This window comes from Bowmanella yangjiangensis (assembly GCF_017255015.1).
GTDB lineage: Bacteria > Pseudomonadota > Gammaproteobacteria > Enterobacterales > Alteromonadaceae > Bowmanella > Bowmanella yangjiangensis.
Genome location: NZ_JAFKCS010000021.1, coordinates 1 through 20,542 on the forward strand (window position 1 = coordinate 1; position 20,542 = coordinate 20,542).

The following is a 20,542-nucleotide window of genomic DNA, read 5'->3' on the forward strand; positions in this document are numbered from 1 at the left end:
CGCTTCCTGTCCCAGCCGTTCTTCGTTGCTGAAGTATTTACCGGTTCTCCTGGTAAGTATGTAGCGCTGAAAGACACCATCAGCGGCTTTAAAGGCATTTTGGAAGGTGAGTATGATCATCTGCCAGAGCAAGCCTTCTACATGGTGGGTTCCATTGAGGAAGCCATCGAGAAAGCCAAAGGCATGTAAGGGCGTACCGCCGGCTTGGTCGGCGGTGCATTAGTTATCCGTAAGGAGGTGAAATGGCTGCTATGACTGTACATCTCGAGGTGGTGAGCGCCGAAGATAAAATCTTCTCCGGACGCGTTGAAACCATTCAGGTGACAGGCAGCGAAGGTGAGCTGGGTATCTATCCCGGTCACGCTCCGCTACTGACTACCCTTAAGCCTGGTATGGTGCGTTTGGTTAAGCAACATGGTCATGAAGAGCTGATCTATATCGCCGGTGGCGTATTAGAAGTTCAGCCTGGTAATGTTACCGTGCTGGCTGACGTAGCTGTTCGCGCTGCTGACCTGGACGAACAGGCTGCCTTGGATGCTAAGCGTCGGGCTGAAGAGCATATCGCTAATCCAAGCAATGATCTTAATTATGCAGAAGCGGCAGCAGAGCTGGCGGAAGCCATTGCTCAGTTGCGTTTGATTAAGAACATGCGCAAATAAGTTTCCGTCAGGAAGCAGATTAAAAGCCCGTCTTATGACGGGTTTTTTATTTTCCAAGAAAGGCTGACACAGCACTTTCTCCGCCCTACTACACAAAGTCCCCCTGCTTCTTTCACCATTGATTAAGTTATGTGTTCTGCTTTCGAGCTGGAACCTTGCAGAACACCATATCGACTACTGCCACCCTCCCACTTGATGTACAGGCAGCATTGTTCGTTTTCGAACAAGCCTGTTTGCTTTCGAGCTAAACTGCTCAAAGCAAACACTCTAAAATGTATCTAACTTATTGTATTTATAGAATTATTTAAGTTGGCATAAGATTTTCATTAAGGTTCACAGACAAGTGTGAATCGGAGCGTCATTGTGCAAATCAATCTGGAAAAAAAGTCATCCAAACGGAACTGGTACCTGGCAGCAGGCGCGGGTGCTTTGCTTTCTTTGGCCATATACAGTGTAAATAGCGATAGCATCCCCAGTGTCGCAGCGAATGAAGTCCAACTGCTAGCCGTTCAGCAGGGACATATGAATCTCTTCAGTCAGGCCTTCGGCGAGTTCTTCTCTGCGGAAGAACGATTACTGACCGCCCAGTCCATGGGTAAGGTTGCGGCCATTTATCAAAGACCAGGTGCCAGCGTAAAAGCCGATACCCCTATTCTGTTATTGGCGAATCCGGAACTTGAGCAAGAAGTCAGCCACCAGCAGGGAGAACTATTAAGGCAGCAGGCCGTCCTGGCGTCTTTCTCCTTGGAACAAAATAATGCCAGGCTGGATTTTGAAGGCCAGGTAGCCGACATTGCCTCAGCTCTGGAACAGGCCGAACTGGAACTGTCTGTACTGGTTGAACTTGAGAAGCGCGGTGTGTCGGCCAGATTGGATATCAAACGCGCTGAATTAGATGTAAAGCTTCAGAGACGTCGCCTGGATTTCGAAAAGCAGAAATTGGCGCAGTTTCTGGATATGCAGGCCCTGCAATTACAGCAGCAAAAAATTGAAGTTCAGCAACAGGAGCAACGTGTTGCCCTGTTACAACGTCAATTACAAGACTTGCAGATTACCGCCGGTATTGAAGGCACGCTGCAAAACCTGGATGTAGAGCTAGGGCAGAATGTTCCGCAAGGTGCGTCTTTGGGGAAAGTCGGCAGTGACAGCAAGTTGTTGGCCAGATTGCGTGTACCACAACACCAGGCCGACCAGATTCAGATAGGTGCAGAAGTGCTGGTACAAACCCGCAAAGGTGAAGTTCGTGGCTCAGTTAACCGGGTTGAGTCCATCGTTACCAACGGTACGGTATTGGCAGAGGTGGCGCTAGAGGGGGAGTTGCCAGCCGATGCCCGCCCTGCCATGTCGGTAACCGGCCAGATTTTTCTGCAATCCTTGGATCAGGCACTTTATGTCGCTCAGGTACCAGGACTTAGACCTAGAAGTCAGATGCAACGCTTTGTTATGACAGACGGTGGAATGGCTGAACAGCGCACTATTGAACTGGGCGATATAAGCCAAGGAAACCTGCAAGTACTGTCCGGCCTGAAGGCCAATGAACAAATTATTGCCCAGATGCCAGAACAATGGACCAACCATCAAAAAATCCAAATCGAACAAAAAGGATAACCAGATGAAAACTATCGTCTCAATGCGTGATATTCATAAATCATACTTAGGCCAGCAAATTGAAACGCACGCTTTGCGTGGCATCAGTCTGGAAGTTAAACAGGGAGAGTTTGTCGCTATCACTGGTCCATCGGGCTGCGGTAAATCAACCTTACTCACCATTATGGGCTTGCTGGACAGTGCCACAGAAGGGAGTTACGAGATTGCCGGTATTGATACACGCGGTTTAAAGGTCGATCAGCGTACGACAGTGCGCAACCAACATATCGGCTATGTTTTCCAGTCTTTTAACCTGATTGACAGCCTGACTGTGTTTGAAAATGTGGCGTTACCTTTGGAGCACCGAGGAGAGCGAAAAGAGGTTGTCAAAGCGGCAGTAATTGAGGCGCTTGAGAAGGTTGGTATGGGCCACAGAATGCAATACCAGCCGAACCAAATATCTGGTGGTCAACAGCAGCGGGTGGCTATCGCCAGGGCACTGGTGGGTAAGCCGGATTTGATTCTGGTAGACGAACCAACGGGCAACCTTGATACCAAAAACGGTGATGCCGTTATGCAGCTTTTACTCGAGCTGAACAAACAAGGGGCGACTATCGTGATGGTGACCCACGATAGTCGCTATAGCGGCTTAGCTCATCGTCAAATCCAGCTTCTGGATGGCAAGGTGGTGGCTGAGCAGCAAGTGAAATCCCAGACGGATAAGGAGGTTGCATGAGCCTTTACCTTAGTGCTGCAAAGCAGGGTGTGATTCGGCTATTCACGCTGCCCAGGTTAAGCTTGCCATTGATTGTTACCTTAGGGTTAACCTTGGCAGCAGTACTTACCGTTTTGGCTATTGCCAACACACTGCTACTTAAACCCTTACCGGATATAAAAGACGAGAAGAACATCTACAGTGTAGATGTGACCTTACACATTTCTGACGGCATCCGGGTACCATTTTTAAGTGAGCTAAATCGCGTTGCTCATATGCAACAATACTACAGTCAGGAGTTGGGCTGGGGGCATATTCAGGTTGGCGACAGCAATGTTGAGATCAATACCCGTCAGTACAATGCCACAAGATTGGTGTCTGCATCTGGCACGCCTGAAATGCTCGGGCTTGACTTAGTGCTGGGGCAATCAACTTCTTCTGAAGAAGCAAAGCATGGTGTATGGATATCTGAATCCCTTTGGCATGTTGCCTTTGGGCAGCGCAACAATGCTTTGAACAGCACCATAGAATTTGCCGGGGAAACCAGGCCCGTGCTTGGCGTGCTGGCTGATTTAAAGAGCGTGGATTTAGGTAACGATGCCAATGATGGCTACTATCAGGTTTGGTTGTTTAATGATCCCTTAGAAGCGCTGACTCAACCCGAAGCACTGAGTTTAGGTTCTCGTGGCCTGACTTTTGTGAAAGGGACGGCAGAGCTTTTGCCCACTGAGGAAAGCCTGAATGATTGGTACAAAGATTATGTTGAAGCCTCTGTTACCGATGAAAGGCCAAAAGCATTTTTGTTAGGTAAGCCTTTAACTACGCAAATACAACCAGTCCGTGATGCATTTATGGGCGAAAGCAGAATGCTGGTCATTGCCTTGCTAATTGCAATGATAAGCCTGCTGGTCATGGCTTGTCTGAATTTGTTCAATATGTTTATTGCACATTACCAGGGGCGTAATAAGGAATTCTCCATTCAGTTTTGTATGGGATCTCCTGTACAGAGACTAAGACGAATGATCTTCGTCGAAAATTTGCCGATGTTTACTTTTGCTACCTTGCTTGGGCTGCTGGCGGCGCACTGGTTAATTCGCTTGTTACCTGTATTGGCCGGAGACAATCTGCCTTTACTTGAGCACATCAATATCGACATCAGCAGTATCCTTATTGGCGGATTGATCGTTGTCATCATTAATGCCTTGTTCTCCTATATCGCGCTAATGCATGTTGATAAGCATGCGCTGACGGAAAGTTTGAATAGCAGTGGGAAAGGTACTCCATCACAGCAGAAACAAAGCCTGGGGCGAGTCCTGATGGTCTTCCAGCTAGTGCTTGCATGCTTGCTGTTAACCGTGTCGCTGATCAGTGCTAAGCAGAGCTTTGACAAGGTGTATAGAGATCTTGGCTTTGATTTGCCCAATGCCTTCGAGATTGCCATGGATTATAAAGATGAGCAGTGGCAGCAAAGTTTGGACACATACGAAGACTATGTTGGTAGTGAGCTTTATCTATTAAGGGAATCTCTGGCTGAGCGCTTGGATGCTTTGGGTGGGAAGGTGATCAACGTGGCGAATTTGCCGTTGAGAGTTAATGTAGAGATCAGTGCTTTTGAGGATCCTGATACACAAGAAACCCGCACTATGATAGTGGCCCCCTGGGCTGAAGGGTTCTTTCCAGAATTTAGCATTGAACTGCTGGCCGGTAGAGACTTACTGCCCGAAGACAAAGATACCAATAATGTCGTTGTTGATAGGCGTTTTGCCGAAGAACGTCTTGGTTCAAAAGATTGGCAGGACATTGTTGGCAAGCCGTTAAGAATGGGCAGAGACGCTGAGAATGTCGTGAATGTGGTCGGTGTGGTAGAAAATGTCGAACCGGCCATTGGGGCACCAATAGATTTGAGTTTACCAACGCTTTACCGGTTTAGAGAGCGCACGGGCTCAAGACTGTCAATGGTTGTGATTATGCCGGATGGGAAAACCCTCTCTGAGCAGGAAGTCAGCGAGGTTATTGGCGACTTAGATGCGCGTTTAGGTAATGTTAGTGTTACTTCCATTGAGCAACGATGGGAGAGTATGACACAGACTACTCGCCTGAACATGTACGTAGTGCTGACGGTTGCTGCCCTTACTTTAATCCTGGCGGTAATTGGCGTATCCGGACTTAGCCAGATGACCGCTGCACAGAAACGCTATGAAATGGCAGTGCGTATGGCCACCGGTGCCAAACAGTTGTCCCTGTTGAAGCTATTATTAAAAGATGCCGGTCTGATGCTAATTCTGGGTCTGGTACTTGGTTTTGTTGTTTCGGTATTCGGCTACCAGTACATGGCCAGCTTAGTCGAACAACTTCCCGACTTCACCTGGACAGTGAGTATGATGGTTGGATTGGTATTGGCACTGGCCATGCTGATCTCGGTTGCGGTACCTAGTTGGCGCACTATTCAATCAGATCCTATGCGAGTGCTTCGGGAACTCTAAGCACCTCACTGAGGCCGCCTAGCTAAAAAGCCCAGGGCCCGAATTTACCTTCCCTGGGGTATTCTTTAGAATGCCCCATTCACTTATCTGCCTTTTGTTGCAATGCGGGCAAACAGCATAATCAGGAACAATCAATATGCGTAGGGACCAAGGCCTTGTCTTAGTAGCTGATGATGATGAGGATATCCGCCTGGCGCTAGAATTGCTGCTTTGCAGCGAAGGTTACCGTGTTGCGGAGGCTGCAGATGGGCGAGAAATCGCTGTGCAGGTTAGCCGGCACAGACCGGATATTGTGTTGCTTGATATGAATTTTCATCGCGACACTACCAGTGGTGAAGAAGGTCTGGAATATCTGCAGTCGCTTGTTCAACAAGGGCTGAAAGTCATTTTAATGACCGCCTGGGGTAGTGTTGATCTGGCCGTTAGGGGCATGAAAAGCGGTGCCGTGGATTTTATTGAGAAGCCTTGGGACAAGTCTCGTTTGCTGCAGATTATTCAGCAGCAGTTACAGGGGGAACGCATCGCAGATGCGGTGGTGTCGTCACCTGTCAAAACAACAAACAATGGTTGGATAGCTGTTTCTGCGCCTATGCAGGAACTGGAGTTTATGCTGGAGCAATTAGCACCAACCGATGCCAATATCCTGATATTAGGAGAAAACGGCACGGGTAAATCGCAACTGGCCAAACGTATCTACCAAATGTCTCATCGAAGTGAAGCGCCATTTGTCACCATGAATATGGGGGCTGTGCCGGCTACCCTGTTTGAAAGTGAGTTGTTTGGTCATGCCAAAGGTGCCTTTACTGACGCCAGAGAGGCACGTACCGGGCGTTTTGAACTGGCGAATGGTGGTACGCTGTTTATGGACGAGGTCGGTACCCTGCCGCTTGATGTTCAGCCTAAGTTACTGCGGGTTTTAGAGACAGGAGAATATGAGATTCTTGGTACCAGCCAGACCCGCTCTACCAATGTCAGAGTCATCAGTGCCACTAACGCTGATTTGAACACCAGTGTTGCAGAGGGCAGGTTCCGACAGGATCTGTTGTTCAGACTCAACACCTTCGTGATAGAACTGCCGCCACTGCGTGACAGACAGGAAGATATCCCGCCCTTGGCAGAACATTTCTTGCAGGCCTTCTCGGCCAAATATAACAAAGGCCAGGTTCAGCTATCCAATGACGCTATGCAACGTTTGGTGGAACATAGCTGGCCAGGCAACATTCGCGAGCTGAGTCATGTGATTGAGCGTTCAGTGTTGATTTGCCGCGATGGCATTATTCAGTCGTCGCAGCTTATGCTGGCGGGTTCTTCAACCAAGCAGCAGGTTGGCTTGCGTCCGCTGGAAGAAGTGGAAGCAGAGCTGGTGGAAGCCGCCCTGCTCCATTACAAAGGCCATATCAGCAAAGCCGCCCAGGCATTGGGGATTTCCCGTATGGCCTTATACAGACGTATGGAGAAATTTGCATTAGACAAACAGGATTTTGGTCCGGATGAAGACTAGAGAGTCCCGTCTTATGTGGCTATTTTGTGCCATGCAGTTCTTGGTGCTGGTACTGCTGGTTACATTAACCTGGCAAATGGACTGGAGTATGCTGGCCATACTCACTTTGCTATTTGCCCTGCTTTATCCATTGGCTTGGGTCACCTTTAAATTTTGGCAACAAGTTAACCTGCCGCTGATGCAACTCAGCAATTACGTACAACGTCTGCAAAACGGCGAAGAAGCGGAAAATCCAAAACAGCATCGACACCATGGTTTAGTTGACCAGCTAAGGGCAGATGTTGAAAAACTGGCTGCCCACTCGTTGAAAGCAGATCATCAACAACAAAGTCTGGCACTGTTAATTGAGATGATGTTCGGTAATTGGAGTCAGCCCGTTTGTGTTTTCAGTGGCCAGGGATGTTTGCTATACGCAAATCCCGCCAGTAACAGTTTGCCTGGAATCGCCCGCTTGGTAGGCAGCAACTATAGGGACTTGGGATTTGAAATGACCTCCAGAGGGTTGCAACACCAGTTATTACATAAAGGCTGGCAAACGCAGTCCATTCGATACCAGTGGTTAGGCGAGCAGTATTGGTTGTTTACTGCTTTTGATATCAGCCAATCACTCCAGCAGGCAGAACTGGCTATTCAAACCAATATGGTCAGGGTGCTTAGTCATGAACTGCGCAACTCCCTGACGCCTATGTCTTCCATGGCCGATACCCTGCTTTGCAGTCAGGATTGGCATGAGGAGCAGGTACGTAAAGTCTTGAGCCGCATTCAACAACGTGCGGATACCTTACTGGATTTTGTGCATCGGTTTGCCGCAGTCTCACAAATGCCGTTGCCCAACCCAGTGTGGTTCTCGTTGGCGGAGGTGTTAGAGCAGTGCCGAAGTCTTCTTCAGGAGGGGGATAAGCTCGAAATTTCAGGTGATGATCGCTGTTACGGCGACCCTCAGTTGATAGCCCAGGTACTTATCAATTTAGTTAAAAATGCACTGGAAGCTTCAAATACTGGTGATAGACGCGTGTCGGTTCGGCTGTTCAGCCAGAATAAGTTGCAACACTTGCTGGTGGAAGATAATGGCCAGGGTTTTGCTAACTTAGAAAATGCCTTAACACCTTTATATACCACTAAGGCGGCGGGTTCAGGCATTGGATTGGCGCTGGTGAATGTGATTATCAGCAAACATGGCGGGCGTTTGAGTTTAGCCAATAGCGAATCTGGTGGTGCGCGGGTCGAGTTAGTCTGGCCTTTGCCCTGAAAGCTTTTGCTGGCGATTATCCAACAATGTTAGCAGCGGCGTAGGATCAAATTCTTCTACTAGCTGTAAGCCATAACTCACCGCTTCTAATGTGGAAAGGCTATCTGAGCGCTTGGCGCTGCGCTGGTATCTGCTGCTAGGAGCAGAGTCAAAATGCCAAGCAGGAAGGTGATTAAGCCAGGGATTACAATGCAATATTTTACTGGCTTTGCGCCATGTACCATCTATGACCACCAAGGTGTCTATTGGTTGATTCGTCAATTCCGTATGCTGTTCCAAAGCCCGGCTTTGTGCTGAAGGATATAGCAAACCGACTTGCCTATCCTTTTGCTGGCAGCGCGTGCGAGCTTCTAAAAAATGCTCCGGTTGCTCTCCCACATAGACTCGAATATGACTCAAAACCAGTTCCAGTAATCTGACTGTGCCTTTTGCTGCCTTTACTTCCGAGGGATGCTGCAAAACCAGGATCTCGGTGCGATTTTTCAGCCTCTTCACGTGTTTGCAAAGACAAACTGAGAGCGGAAACAAACAATCTGGGCAATAGGGGCGAGAAGCCATAGATCAAAAGCGTCGGTCATTTAGATCAATAGTTTATCTTATGTATCGTTACAAGTGGGCTTTTAGACAAAACCGACTATGCTATATTCTTTGTTCAGGACGATGAACACAGCAGGGTATGCGGAGATAGGCTGTAACGCATTGCACAAGAAGTCTTCTACAGGCGGGTGTAGCACATGCTTAAAGTAAGGGAAGTGATTTTAAGGCCGTTACTGGTCGCTGTATTGTTTATGACGTTAATGGGCTGCAAGGCCACGGATAAGTTTTTTTCTGATAAGTCTGAGCAACCTCAGAGCAATCAACCTCAGGTAGTTGTAAAGGCTCAGCCGGGTCTTTCACCAAGAGAGCGTTTCAGCAAGGCATTGGAACATCTCGAACAAGGGGAGTCAGCACAGGCGCGGGCAGAGCTAGACGCTTACTTGCTCAATATTCCAAATAGCGCAAGTGCCAAGGAATTACTCAGGCAGATTGACTCACCAGCCCAGCGTTATTTTCCACCTGAATATTTTGAGGTTATCTTGTCCTCCGGTGAGAGTTTATCGACCCTCGCGGGTAAATATTTGAATTCGCCATTGAAGTTCTACGCGCTTGCCAAGTACAACCAGATTAGCAGCCCAAGCAAAGTCAATATTGGTCAAACCATAAAAATTCCTCTGACACCAGAAGCTAAATTTGCGCGTAGCCAACTCAGTAAAACTGCGCCTAAACCGGAGATCTTGGCTACCGAAACAGAGGTTGTACTGAAGACACCAGATGTGCAAGAAGACTTCATAGAAGACAAGGTTGACGAGCCGATTGTGATGCCTGAGACCCGGCCTGAGCATGTTGAACAGGTTGCTCCCCCCAGCGCTGCCTCGCTGATGCAGACTATGCTCAGCTACACGCAGCAGCAAGACTATGCTTCTGCGGTTGAGCAGTATCATTCACTCAAGTCTCTTGGCAGCTTAACTGACGAAGCCAGAGACATTGCTTTGATTGCATTGGAAGGGTATGGAAAACAGCTGGTCAAAAGTGACAAGCTGTTGGCGTCGAACAACTATGCCGAAGCTGCCAGCCTTAATCTGCAAAGTGGTAATAAGATGCAGGCATTTAGGGATTTTAAACAAGCTTCTGAGCTGCACCCGGAAAATAGCCAGGCCATGGAAGAAATGCTGATTTTGCAGAAAGAAATTGCCGACCAATATCATCGGGAGGCGTCCTCAGCGTTTCGGCGTCAGGAACTGGACAAGGCAATCAGTAAGTGGGAACAGGTATTGGAGGTCGATCCAAACCACAACAGTGCCAAGCTCTATCTGGCACAAGCTCTGGAGTTAAAAGAAAGGTTAGAGAAGATCAAAAATTAGCACTACTTAGGATTGCGGATCTCTTCTAAATTCTGCTTCATTTTACTGGCCCGGGATAACTGTATGCGGGCCTTTATATTGTCAGGGTCAAACCAAAGGCTAGTTTGTAAGTCATCTATGGCTTGTTCCAGGTTAGATGTGAATACTCGCATACCTAGCGCATAATACTGTTGGGAAAGCTGCTTTTTCATCGTGATCAATCGCCCGGATGCATCTGACTGGCTCAGATCTGATGCTTGTAGAAGCAACTCACCGGCATGTTCCCAGCGTTGGTCGCGCAAGCTTTGTTCGGCTAAATCCAGTAGTCGATTGAATTGAGCCAAGTTTGTGGACGATGAGGTTTGTGATGCTTTGGGTGAAGGCGCAACTTGCGGTGTATTCCGAGGAACTGATATAGCCGGCTTTCGCTGCCAATTAGCCATACTGGCACTTTTGTCACTGGCGGCCTGATCAGCCGTTGTCCATTCCAACTTCTTTAGTGCTGCTATTGCTTCCTGATTACCGGGCTGCAGAGCCAGAGTTCTCAGGTGCAAAATCCGCAGTTGTTCGGGGGGGCTTGGTTTCTTAACCTGTTCTCGTATGCTATCTAATCTGGCTCTGATGGCAGACTCCAATCTGACAATGGCTTGCCGGGCGTCTTGATCCTCTGGATTGGCAGCACTAACAATTTGCCATTGCAGCAAGGCGTCAGCCAGGTGCTTCTTTTTCTCTAGTTCTATGGCCTGCTGCTTGCGGCTTTCCATCGGAAAGGTCCGGTCAGGTCGTGTTGCACAGCTGCAAAGAGATACCATCAATGCGCAGGCTAACAATTGCTGCAAAAGTTTCTTCATAAGCCGTTACTGCAGGTTGATCTGGCGGAACACGTCGAGCTTACTACTGAAACTTTTCAGACTGTCTTGTCCGTATATCATTGTACGTCTGAGCAGGTAGGGTGAAGAATAGCTGGGATTACTGCCCTTTCTAACCGTCAGTGCCATTTGGTAGTCCCTTTCTTCCAGTATTTTTATCAATTCGGGGCTGCTGTTTCCGTAGGGATAGGCGAAATATTCTATGGGGTGCTGGGTTTTCTTACGCAATATCTGCGCAGGTTTATCGACTTCTTCCTCGAGCCTGTCGAGATAGTCCTTCTCACTTTCTGAATCAGCAGCTCTAGCTAGGTTCGCATGGCTTTTTGAATGAGATTGAATGGCCACCAAAGGATCGTTGTTCAATTCTTCTATCTGCTGCCAGCTAAGGGCGCGCCCAATACCGACAAAGTCTGTGTATACAAATAAAGTGGACGGGTAACCATATTGCTTGAGAATGGGGTAAGCGACTTGGTAAAAGCTTGCGTATCCATCATCCACCGTAATGACCACCGACTTTTCTGGGAGCGGCTTCTTACCTTGCAGGAAAGGCCCTACGTCGCTTAATGGAATTACCTGGTAATCGTTATCTTTTAGGTAGGCCATTTGCTGCGCAAAGTTGTTGCGTGTCACCATCATGCTGTTCAGGCTTCGTTTTTTGCTGGTGAATTGGTGATAGCAAAGAATAGGGATCACCTGCATGCCGTTAGCATAAACCGCAGCCGGATTCAGATTGCCTTTAGGGACGGCTATCACCTCCCCTGGCTTAACCTTTATACCCGGATTGTATCTGACCAAGGTCGATGCCAGCGCGGGGTCACCTAAATAGTCCTGAGCAATCAGGGCAAAGTTGTCATCTGAACCTGCTTCCACCAGCCAGAAGTCAGCATTTTGTGCCACCAGCGTTCTGTTGCTGATGGAACAGCTAGTCAAAGCCAAACTAAAAACCAGACCGAGCAGCGTTGTTATTTTCATGAGTTCTTTAGCATGCGGGTTGTAATGACGGTTTTATCGCTTTCTGTTTCCGGTTCAGAAGATTGAGAGGATGAAACAACAAGGGTTTCATCCAAATTGTCTGGCTCTAGGTTTTTCTTGTGTGCCGAAGGCTTTCTGGCGGTTTTTCTTGCTTTAGGCTGTGATGCTTCAACACTTTTTGTCGATTCCACCGATTCCACCGATTCCACCGATTCCACCGATTCCACCGATTCCACCGATTCCACCGATTCCACCGATTCCACCGATTCCACCGATTCCACCGATTCCACCGATTCCACCGATTCCACCGATTCCACGGGGGTGGCCGCTTCTTCAGTTATTGGCTTATCTTGCGGTAACTGGGTTGGGTCAGAAGTACCCTCCTCCGTCAGGCTGGCAGCCTGGAGTGAGGCGTTCATTTTGTTGAAGTTCTCAAATAGCTCACCAATTTCATCGTTTCGGGTCAGTGAAATTCGATGATCAAAGTCGCCTTTGCCAACGCTTTGTAAGGCTTCGTTCAATACTCTGAAGGGGCGGGCAACCAAGGCGCCGAAGATAAATAACATCAGCACGACGGATGAAATGGTCACCAGAGCTAATGCAAACATTAATCCGCCAGTAATGCTCTTTACTTCTTCCAGGCTGCGTTGTGACAAGCCGAGTACAATCTGGCCGACTTCTGTGTCCTGAAATAGCACGGGTGTTGATATGTTAAAGACGTTTTCACCGTTATCCAGAGCTTCACTGGCAACGCGAACACCACTTCGCTCAGCGATGAATTCCGCCTGCTCATTGTCTACGTATTGCTGCCCCACCAGGCTGGTATCGCTGGCACCTCTGATCACACCGAACCTGTCCATGACAATCAGGTAGGTAAAGGTTTCCCGGTTGCTGGCGTCATTGATAAAGGTTTCCAGGGTGATCCAGTCTTCACTGAGCAAAGGCACTACGGTTTCGATAGCGATAAATTTCGCAAAAGACGAACCGGAATCTATGGCTTGATTGGTGAGAGCCTTGGATTGAATGTTAAAGACAATATTGATGCTAATAAGCAATACCAAGCCGACTATGGCCCCCATGGAAAGCGCCCAGCGAACTTTCAGGGGTAAATACTTATGCTTCTTTTGCTCTTTTTCCTGCTCATGCAGTGCCGCCAATTCTTTCTTCAGGGCATCTGCCAGCATGGCACCGTTTTGATAGCGTTTGGCCGGGGATTTATTCAGCAGCTTATTAACGATTTGCTGCACGCCGGCGGGAATGTCCGGGCAATGTTTTTTTAGTGGAGCGGGTTGCATCTGGGTGATTTGGGTCATTAATGTACCGATGTTGGATGCATCAAAGGCTTTAACGCCACTGAGCATCTCGTACAGAATGACACCCACAGAGAATAGATCGGAGCGGCCATCTACATCCTGAGCCAACGCCTGCTCGGGCGACATATAGCGAGGTGTGCCAAGTACCGAGCCGACCTGGGTTTTCATGGCTTCTTCATTTTCACCCATTCTGGCAATGCCAAAATCAGCGACTTTGATAGATACGCCGTCCGGCATGACAACGATGTTGTCGGGTTTGATATCTCTGTGTACCACACCAATCTGGTGTGCGTAGTTCAAGGCGTTTGCCAGTTGAATACCTATTTTTAGCGTATCTGCCAGCGGCATTTTGCCTTTCTCTTTTAGTACTTCTCCCAGATCCTTACCGCTTAGCAGCTCCATCATAATGTAGGGAGAGTCATCAACCTTGCCAACATCATAAACAGTAACGATATTCGGGTGAGAGAGCGCCCCTGCGGCTTTTGCCTCGCGCATAAAGCGGGCCAGGTACTCCTTATCAACACAGAAATCCTGCTTTAGTACCTTGAATGCCACTGAGCGGTTTATCTCCGGGTCGAAAGCACGGTACACCATAGCCATGGCCCCTTCACCAATGGCTTCCTTGATTTGGTAACGATCAATGGTTCTACCTAAGATATCTGTCACCGCCAACATTCCTTTTGCTTACTGCCATGAGTCTAAAATGTTTAGTCGTGATATCCGGTAAATTCAACTCAATCTGGTTTATCTGCGTGTTTTCCTTGGTGAAATCAGAGGCAAAGAGCGGACTTGTGTACTTAAATATATGCAAACCAATAAAAACATGTCCGGTTGTCAGGGAAGGTGGCTTCGCGGATTTTCGACAAGTTGGATCTAATGAATAGAAATGCCTGGACTTCTGTTGCGAAAACCCATGTTGGTAATGTAAGAAAAATCAACGAAGACAGCTATCTGAATGCCCCTGAGGCTGGCCTCTGGTGTGTGGCTGATGGCATGGGAGGTCATCAGAAAGGCGATACGGCTAGCACCATGATTATTGATTACCTGCAATCTCTCTTGTCTGTGCAGGGGTATCCAATCAGCACAGGGCAAGTGGAAGAGAGACTGACATTAGTTAATCACAATCTGATAAACCTGGCGCAAAGCCTGCCTCAATCCAATGTCATTGGCAGCACAGTGGCTGTGATGTTGTTTGCTGATAATTTGGTGCATTGTTTGTGGGCAGGAGACAGTAGAATTTATCGATTACGCAATGGTCAGCTCAGCCAATTAACCCGGGATCACAGTCAGGTGGAAGAAATGGTGCAGGCAGGGCTGCTGACCAGCGAAGAAGCCGCAGTGCATCCTGCGGCGAACATTATCACCCGTGCCATCGGTGCCAGCCCGGAACTCGAATTGGATTTGCAGAGCTTTGAACGTTTTCCCGGTGATCGCTATTTGCTCTGTACCGATGGACTAAATAAGGTGATGACAGACCCTGAAATAGCCGAGCAAATGCGACAAGGGGAACTGGCGAGCCTGGCAGATCACATGATGCAAACCGCGTTGCAACGACATGCCAGGGACAATATTACTTTGGTGATGGTGGACGTTACTGAGGGCATGCCAGAGCTGGAGCAAACCGGCCGCTTGAAAGACACGCTGCCTTTGGATGATACCTTACCCTTGCATCGTTAAGGCAGTTTTATCAGCCATAGCATTGCGGCGGCGAGCAGAAATGCGATGCCCAGCTTAAAGCGGTTTTTGGCTTTAATGCGGGGTTGTGCGGTGCGATACCCCAATGCGGAAAGTGACAGTAATAACACCGCCAGCAGGATGAAAAACCAGGGTAGGTAGCTTGCAAGCATTAGGCTATCGCCTTTAATTTGGTGAGTTGCTGGGCACCGGGGGCGCAAACATTAAAGTACGGTTCTCCCATCAGCGCTAACTCTATGGCCGCAGCGTGGCGCTGTTTTTGGTAGCCATTTCTCAGTACCTCATAGCATTGTGCTTTGCTGATAGGTTTGCCGCATAGGTATCGCTGCCCAGGTGTAAATTTATCGGCATTGGTTTGCCACCAGCCATTTATCTTTGCTGCATCAGGCCAGGGTAAATTGAGATCGGCATCCAGTTCCACATTGTCGTCTGTGGGATCTTCGTTTGGGCCGCTTTCAAACCCATCCGGCCAGTCTTTGTCCATATCCAGATAAGCCAAATCCAGGCCGGTAATCAGCGTAAAGGCTTCACCGGCAGTTCTAGCCAGCTCAAGTTCGTCCATATAGGTGAGGAGCATGGGCAGCCAAAACGGATCGCCGCTGTAACCCATTCCCTGCATGGCCAGCCGCATTGTCTCGGGATTTTCAGATAAAGTTCCAAGTAGATTTCGTTGTTCGGGTACACTCAGCTTTCGTACCGAAATGGCAAGTGCGTTAAGCGAAAGGGAATGTTGTTGGAGTACATAACTTACTAATCTGGCCACCGATTGCCAATTTCCTAACAGTGCTGCTGACCAGTTTGCCCAAAAGCCCAGCTCAGCATCAGTGTGGTCGATATAAGTATCTAAATCCGCTAATAATTCCTGTAGACCGAGCTCACCGACCATACGTAGTTTGTTGACGCTTATGCAGGCTGGTTCCAGCACATTAAGAGTAGGTCGAATCCGAAACAAGGCGTGAAGCCGATAGCCAAGCTGCTGGTACGCTTGCGCATTGGCTTTGAGCAAAATCTTAGCGAAATCTATGCTAGCGGGATGCCAAGCTATACCTGATAGCAGTGCTCGGTAATTTTCATTGGCTTCAGTGCAATGGGACAGCAAGGTATCAAGCAATTCACCGTCGGCTTGCTCCATCATGTACCAGGCTGTAACAAATACTTCCCCGGGCTCTGCAAACTCGAGGTTTTTTAAAATGGGGGCGCGCGCTAATTCTGCTGCCACTGACAATCCATCAAGGTGACTATTCAGTCTGTCATCCAGCTCCACCAGATCGGTGAGTGTGTAATGCGGCTCCTTTACCGCTGCGTCTCGCTGCAGCCATAGAAATGCGGCATCTTCGGCGTGCCTGTCAATTATCTGAGGTATAACGGAAGTGGTAGCTTTGGACATAACGAGACTCTTATGCTTGTTTGACGAGATGCGAATTCAAACCTTAACTGATTGGCTTATAAGTGCCGGGTCCAAGTCTTACCGTCAAATGACAAAAGATTCGCACTGCCGATAGACCACAGTACCCCCTCTTTTGAACTCAATCGATAGAATGTGCCGTTTTGTACATCATCAAATATCACTTCCTCCAGTTTAGCGCCATCCAAGGTGTACAAGCCTGTCATGGTCGTCAGGTAAAGTTTCCCAGCAAACCAATGTACGTCCCACAGATCGTCAGTAAAGTCATCCTCAAGCTCTATCAATTGCCATTGATCTTTTCTGCCGCAAATTAAGGTGCCGTGCTGACCGACAATATAAACATTTTGGTCTTCGGCACAGCAACAAGAGGTAAGAATCAGGCTGGTTAAACCAGAATTGTCTAACCAATCGACGCCGTTGAAATACCAAATTTCACCATTCCAACCGGCACAGTACACTTCGTTTTCATTAAAACCATCAATGCACTCAAATCCGGTCACTTCACCCTTTTGCGGTGTTGGCGCATGCAATGCAAGCCAATTATCACGGTCAATCCGTTTGAATACCTTTCTGTGCATACCGCATGCGTACGCGTAGCCGTCGATGTTATTTGCCCGTCGAATCATGACTTTTTCTTTGGCGATGGTGCCGTTGTGGGGCGTTGGCTTCATATAGGTAAATGTTTGACCGTCTTCGCCAACCACCACTAACCTTCTTTTCTCATCAGGGCGGTCTGCAACTGTAATGGCTGTTGCGTCCCAAGGAAGGTTAGCTGAGCTGGCCCATCGCCCTTGGTCAAGCGCTAATATGCCGGTGTGAGCAACGTCTTGTTCCAGCAAATTACGATCTTTGCTGAGTATATCGATCAGGTCACTATATCTTGCTGAACCGGCCAATAGCACTCGGGTTTTAATGGCTTGGTTATTGTTACTCATTATTTATTAATCCCTGGTTGATTCAGTAAACACATCCATTGAGTCCAGTTGAGAGTCAGTTGCTTCGCTTCCTGTTGGGCTGTGGCGAATCTTCTTACGTTTATCGCCCATACCTGAATGTCCATTTGAGAGTTGTTTTTCCAAACACTCTGAAGAACAGTGTGGCGCTGCGTAACGTGCACTCTCGGCACAAAACTTAAGTTCTTTGTTAAAGCCTACCAACTCGTTTGCTTCAACACTGGACATGGACTTATGAAAAGTGTGGCGGATTCCGTGACTACCACTTGTACCGCCGCCCTCCAGGCACATCACCGGTGCTCTACCTTGGTTATAGTCTTGCCATCCAGGCATGGGAGAGCCACCATATTTGTCGGAGAAAAACGATGACTTGGGTATAATGTGGTCACCGGTTTGGCTAGGGCAGCATTTGGATTCATTGGCCCGAGGAGAATAAGGAACAAGCCTGCAGCGTCTGGCCTGAATGCACTTGGCCGCTTTGTTTTTCGCATTCGCTTTCTTGGCTTTTTGATTACCAAAATCTGTTTTTGACTGATACCCCATCCCTATAGCGGCGGCATCAGAATTGGGAATTTGCTCATTGAGGCCAGCGTCTTTGCAGGCATCCTTTTTCCCTTTGGGCTTGTACTTTTCGCAGGCTTGCTCTTCCTTTTTCTTGTCCTCTTTGCACTCTTTAGCGCTATCAAACGCCCCTGTATCCAAATAAGGGCAAGGCACTGCCGCATTCGCATTGGGAGAAGAATGATTGCTGGTGGTGGTATCCAAGTGCCGGACCACATTCTTACCTTCGACCTTTACATCCATTGACCAACTTGTGAAGTATACTTTTCCAGTTAATTTGCTGTTTATAATGCCTTTTTTGGCAGTTTTGGCAGCTTCGTCACCCATGCATTTTTTGAAATCTGATGAATCGCGCTTCATGACTTCTTTGCCACTAATCGTGACCTTTTTGCTGCCTTTTTCTGTATCTGCTGCCTTACTAAATAGGGGGTAAGGAATGGGGACGCCTGGAGGTGTCGGTGGCACTTTGTCCGGTGGCGTAAAGCAAACATCTGGGAACGCTGCAATGACCTTGCCCGAACCTGATTTACAGGCAATTTCCCGGCCATTGGCAAATACGTTGTTGCTCATTGTTCACTCCAGGCGCCAAAGCGCAAAATAGCAACGGAACGTTGTCCATCATCGTTTGAAGCGTGATGAACAATATTACTTCCAGCGGCAAACCCTTTTTCAAAGGCTACTTTCAGGTACGCAAGGCATACGGGCACGATGGCCGCGCCAACTTCACCGATACAGTCAGCCGGATGCCAGATGGGGAAACCTTGTTTATGCACCCGTAACAAACGGCTAAGTGCAAGGGCTGCTTCTTTGAACCAATATTGTTCACCAGCGACATCTACGATACGAAAATCCATGTCGTTCATAGAGCTACCCGCTTCTTCAAAAGCCATGTTCAATGCCTGAGTCAGGCCATCAGCCCTAACGGGCAATCCGGCACTAATGGTTGCTTGTTCAACAGCAAAGCCTAATCCCATGCAAAGCAGTTGGTTTTGTTGTGAACATTGGGGTGGGCTAAGTAAAATGGCCGCTGCAGCCTCGCCAGGAATAAAGCCGTCAGAGTGGTGGCTGGTCAGGAGCCTGTCCTGGGTTTCAAAATACCGGATGCTATGGGCGTTCAGCAGACTATCAACGCCGCAGACCAAGACATGGTTTAACTTATTCTGATAGAGAATGTCTCTGGCAAGTTTCAGCGCATAGATGCCTCCGGCTCTCCCCTGTTTAATGACTGCGGAATCCCTATGCAGCGGCAGGCCTAAAAACTCTTGGACGAGAAAAAACACTTTATTGCCGAGGTTTTCCGGAATGCCTGGGCGCTCTGGTTCAGACAGGCAGATAATGACGGGAATCTCCTCTAAGTGCACTTGTGCTTGAGCTGCGCATTCTTCGAGGGCTTTGCATAGCATCATCGCCAACTTTCTCGCGCCCTGAAGCTGTTCTTCCAAAGGTACTGCACAACCTTGTATCCATTCTCCCTGCTCATCCATAAATCGGGTTTCCTGGAAGTTATCAATGGCGGCTCTAATGGCAGCACAACTGCTGTAGGTATCCAGGCCAACCCCTGTGACCATGCCGGTGGCGGTTATTGCCAGAGGTCTATCAATCATATTCAGCCTCCAGTCCATGGATTTTATTCAGGCCGGGGTAATAAGTTTTACCCAGAGTTTTGGCTCGCCACCATGCCTTAGACATCTTTCCAACCAGCACCTGGGGAATTTCGAACATATTGCGCTTCAGGGGTTCGCTGACCCGCCATACCAGGCTAAAACGACCCATATCCGGTTCAATCAGTAGGGTATCTATGACGGCATGAGTGTGATGAGCCTCCTCCCGTTTTTTGAAAAACACCACGGGAAGGTCAATAGTGGGTAGCTGAAAACGTGTCAGGCCGGTGGGCGTGAGGTTGTGCAGCTCTACCCACTCTCCTCCTTGCAGATAACTGCATTGTTGATCTATTGGTGCGGCCTGAAAGTATTGCTCATCAAAATCGTCAGGCAGGAAAGGAAAAACCTTATCTATCCATTGCTGGTCGTAGGTGCCGGCGAATCTGGCTCTTTGGGGCCAGCCTCTTCCTACCACACCGTAGGCCATGGGGCGATATTGCCCATCGGGTTTTTTAATTGGGTGACCAGGTTCTTCGGTATTGGGTAGTGGCGTGTGATGTATCAGTTTGTCTTGAATAAATCGATGAAAGCCCCGGCCAACCGGGTTTTCCATATAAGCGTCACGCTTAGTTTCATCCTGAGTAAAGTTATCCAACCCACCGAAGGCGCGGCCGTAGTGAATTGGCATAACGGTAAAGGGCTCGGCAAAGGTTTTGCCAATACTCCCGGCATCTGCATACCAGAGACGATTGCCTACTGCGCGTACGGTTTTATCTATACCTGCCACTTGTATACGGGTGTCTACCTCTTTAACCGGTTGTCCGTACGGGGCATAGGCTGAGCCATTTAACAGCACATCGCAACGCGGTTTGTAAGGAGCGAAGTCCGATTCATACAGGCAGGACGAAAAGCCTGGTTCGTCAAAATAAACATCAGCTTCAACCAGCGGTATCTGCTGTTCTTGTAGCACGGGTGGGCTACCATCTAGCGGCAGGCCAAAGGTGCCTTTAACCACCACCACCAAGCTTTCCCGCCCGGATTTATCCATTCCCTGGGTGTACGCTGCCTGCATGGCTGTTGCGTTAATCAGTTCCATGAT

18 protein-coding genes and 1 pseudogene are annotated in these 20,542 nt (G+C 48.5%); 9 read left to right on the forward strand and 10 right to left on the reverse strand.

What is annotated here, in order from left to right:
- The 7 genes and pseudogenes from J0A65_RS17275 to J0A65_RS17305 form a co-directional block, all read left to right on the forward strand.
- A pseudogene (locus J0A65_RS17275) lies at nucleotides 1-189 on the forward strand (F0F1 ATP synthase subunit beta); the annotation flags it as partial.
- 53 nt (nucleotides 190-242) lie between these two features.
- Nucleotides 243-659: a F0F1 ATP synthase subunit epsilon gene (locus J0A65_RS17280; protein ID WP_206595594.1), complete on the forward strand. Its 417-nt coding sequence runs from the start codon at nucleotides 243-245 to the stop codon at nucleotides 657-659.
- Between the two features lie 363 nt (nucleotides 660-1,022).
- A complete protein-coding gene (locus J0A65_RS27840) occupies nucleotides 1,023-2,267 on the forward strand; it encodes an efflux RND transporter periplasmic adaptor subunit (protein WP_206595595.1) in 1,245 nt (414 codons plus the stop codon).
- 4 nt (nucleotides 2,268-2,271) lie between these two features.
- On the forward strand, nucleotides 2,272-2,982 hold the full coding sequence (locus J0A65_RS17290) for an ABC transporter ATP-binding protein (protein WP_206595596.1): 711 nt from the start codon (nucleotides 2,272-2,274) through the stop codon (nucleotides 2,980-2,982).
- Entirely contained in the window at nucleotides 2,979-5,444 is a 2,466-nt protein-coding gene (locus J0A65_RS17295) for an FtsX-like permease family protein (protein WP_206595597.1), read from the forward strand. Before J0A65_RS17290 ends, J0A65_RS17295 begins: the two co-directional genes overlap by 4 nt.
- A 136-nt stretch (nucleotides 5,445-5,580) precedes the next feature.
- The gene (locus J0A65_RS17300; RefSeq protein ID WP_206595598.1) at nucleotides 5,581-6,945 is read left to right on the forward strand and encodes a sigma-54-dependent transcriptional regulator; all 1,365 of its coding nucleotides are present in this window, start codon (nucleotides 5,581-5,583) and stop codon (nucleotides 6,943-6,945) included.
- A complete protein-coding gene (locus tag J0A65_RS17305; RefSeq protein WP_206595599.1) occupies nucleotides 6,935-8,194 on the forward strand; it encodes a sensor histidine kinase in 1,260 nt (419 codons plus the stop codon). The genes J0A65_RS17300 and J0A65_RS17305 overlap by 11 nt, the downstream gene beginning before the upstream one ends.
- Here J0A65_RS17305 and J0A65_RS17310 read toward each other — a convergent pair.
- Nucleotides 8,174-8,752: a tRNA-uridine aminocarboxypropyltransferase gene (locus tag J0A65_RS17310; protein ID WP_214343440.1), complete on the reverse strand. Its 579-nt coding sequence runs from the start codon at nucleotides 8,750-8,752 to the stop codon at nucleotides 8,174-8,176. The two genes, J0A65_RS17305 and J0A65_RS17310, sit on opposite strands and share 21 nt — an antisense overlap.
- A 176-nt stretch (nucleotides 8,753-8,928) precedes the next feature.
- Here J0A65_RS17310 and J0A65_RS17320 point away from each other — a divergent pair, with 176 nt between their 5' ends.
- The gene (locus J0A65_RS17320) at nucleotides 8,929-10,095 is read left to right on the forward strand and encodes a LysM peptidoglycan-binding domain-containing protein (RefSeq protein ID WP_232850027.1); all 1,167 of its coding nucleotides are present in this window, start codon (nucleotides 8,929-8,931) and stop codon (nucleotides 10,093-10,095) included.
- Between the two features lie 2 nt (nucleotides 10,096-10,097).
- Here the strand turns inward: J0A65_RS17320 and J0A65_RS17325 are convergent, their stop codons facing one another.
- The 3 genes from J0A65_RS17325 to J0A65_RS17335 all read right to left on the reverse strand — a co-directional run bounded on the left by J0A65_RS17325 (nucleotide 10,098) and on the right by J0A65_RS17335 (nucleotide 13,894).
- Entirely contained in the window at nucleotides 10,098-10,838 is a 741-nt protein-coding gene (locus J0A65_RS17325; protein WP_206595603.1) for a hypothetical protein, read from the reverse strand.
- A gap of 93 nt (nucleotides 10,839-10,931) precedes the next feature.
- Entirely contained in the window at nucleotides 10,932-11,915 is a 984-nt protein-coding gene (locus J0A65_RS17330; RefSeq protein WP_206595604.1) for a polysaccharide deacetylase family protein, read from the reverse strand.
- Nucleotides 11,912-13,894: a protein kinase domain-containing protein gene (locus tag J0A65_RS17335; RefSeq protein ID WP_206595605.1), complete on the reverse strand. Its 1,983-nt coding sequence runs from the start codon at nucleotides 13,892-13,894 to the stop codon at nucleotides 11,912-11,914. Before J0A65_RS17335 ends, J0A65_RS17330 begins: the two co-directional genes overlap by 4 nt.
- Nucleotides 13,895-14,104: 210 nt before the next feature.
- Between J0A65_RS17335 and J0A65_RS17340 the strand changes: the two genes are divergently transcribed.
- Nucleotides 14,105-14,905 (forward strand): PP2C family protein-serine/threonine phosphatase, encoded by an 801-nt coding sequence (locus J0A65_RS17340; protein ID WP_206595606.1) that lies wholly within the window; start codon nucleotides 14,105-14,107, stop codon nucleotides 14,903-14,905.
- On the opposite strand, the gene J0A65_RS17345 is transcribed toward J0A65_RS17340, so the two are convergent.
- From J0A65_RS17345 to J0A65_RS17370, 6 genes are read right to left on the reverse strand one after another with little or no spacing between them, the layout of a single operon-like run.
- Nucleotides 14,902-15,075 carry a hypothetical protein gene (locus J0A65_RS17345; RefSeq protein WP_206595607.1) on the reverse strand — a complete coding sequence of 58 codons (174 nt, stop codon included), beginning with the start codon at nucleotides 15,073-15,075 and terminating at the stop codon, nucleotides 14,902-14,904. The genes J0A65_RS17340 and J0A65_RS17345 overlap by 4 nt on opposite strands.
- Nucleotides 15,075-16,310 carry a TIGR02270 family protein gene (locus tag J0A65_RS17350; protein WP_206595608.1) on the reverse strand — a complete coding sequence of 412 codons (1,236 nt, stop codon included), beginning with the start codon at nucleotides 16,308-16,310 and terminating at the stop codon, nucleotides 15,075-15,077. Before J0A65_RS17350 ends, J0A65_RS17345 begins: the two co-directional genes overlap by 1 nt.
- A gap of 56 nt (nucleotides 16,311-16,366) precedes the next feature.
- On the reverse strand, nucleotides 16,367-17,263 hold the full coding sequence (locus tag J0A65_RS17355) for a hypothetical protein (protein ID WP_206595609.1): 897 nt from the start codon (nucleotides 17,261-17,263) through the stop codon (nucleotides 16,367-16,369).
- Nucleotides 17,264-17,269: 6 nt separating this feature from the next.
- Nucleotides 17,270-18,412, reverse strand: a complete 1,143-nt coding sequence (locus J0A65_RS17360) for a PAAR-like domain-containing protein (protein WP_206595610.1) — start codon at nucleotides 18,410-18,412, stop codon at nucleotides 17,270-17,272.
- Entirely contained in the window at nucleotides 18,409-19,446 is a 1,038-nt protein-coding gene (locus J0A65_RS17365; RefSeq protein ID WP_206595611.1) for a beta-ketoacyl synthase N-terminal-like domain-containing protein, read from the reverse strand. Before J0A65_RS17365 ends, J0A65_RS17360 begins: the two co-directional genes overlap by 4 nt.
- Complete coding sequence (locus tag J0A65_RS17370; protein WP_206595612.1) at nucleotides 19,439-20,539, reverse strand: DUF2169 family type VI secretion system accessory protein; 1,101 nt, start codon at nucleotides 20,537-20,539, stop codon at nucleotides 19,439-19,441. Before J0A65_RS17370 ends, J0A65_RS17365 begins: the two co-directional genes overlap by 8 nt.
- Nucleotides 20,540-20,542: the final 3 nt, after the last annotated feature.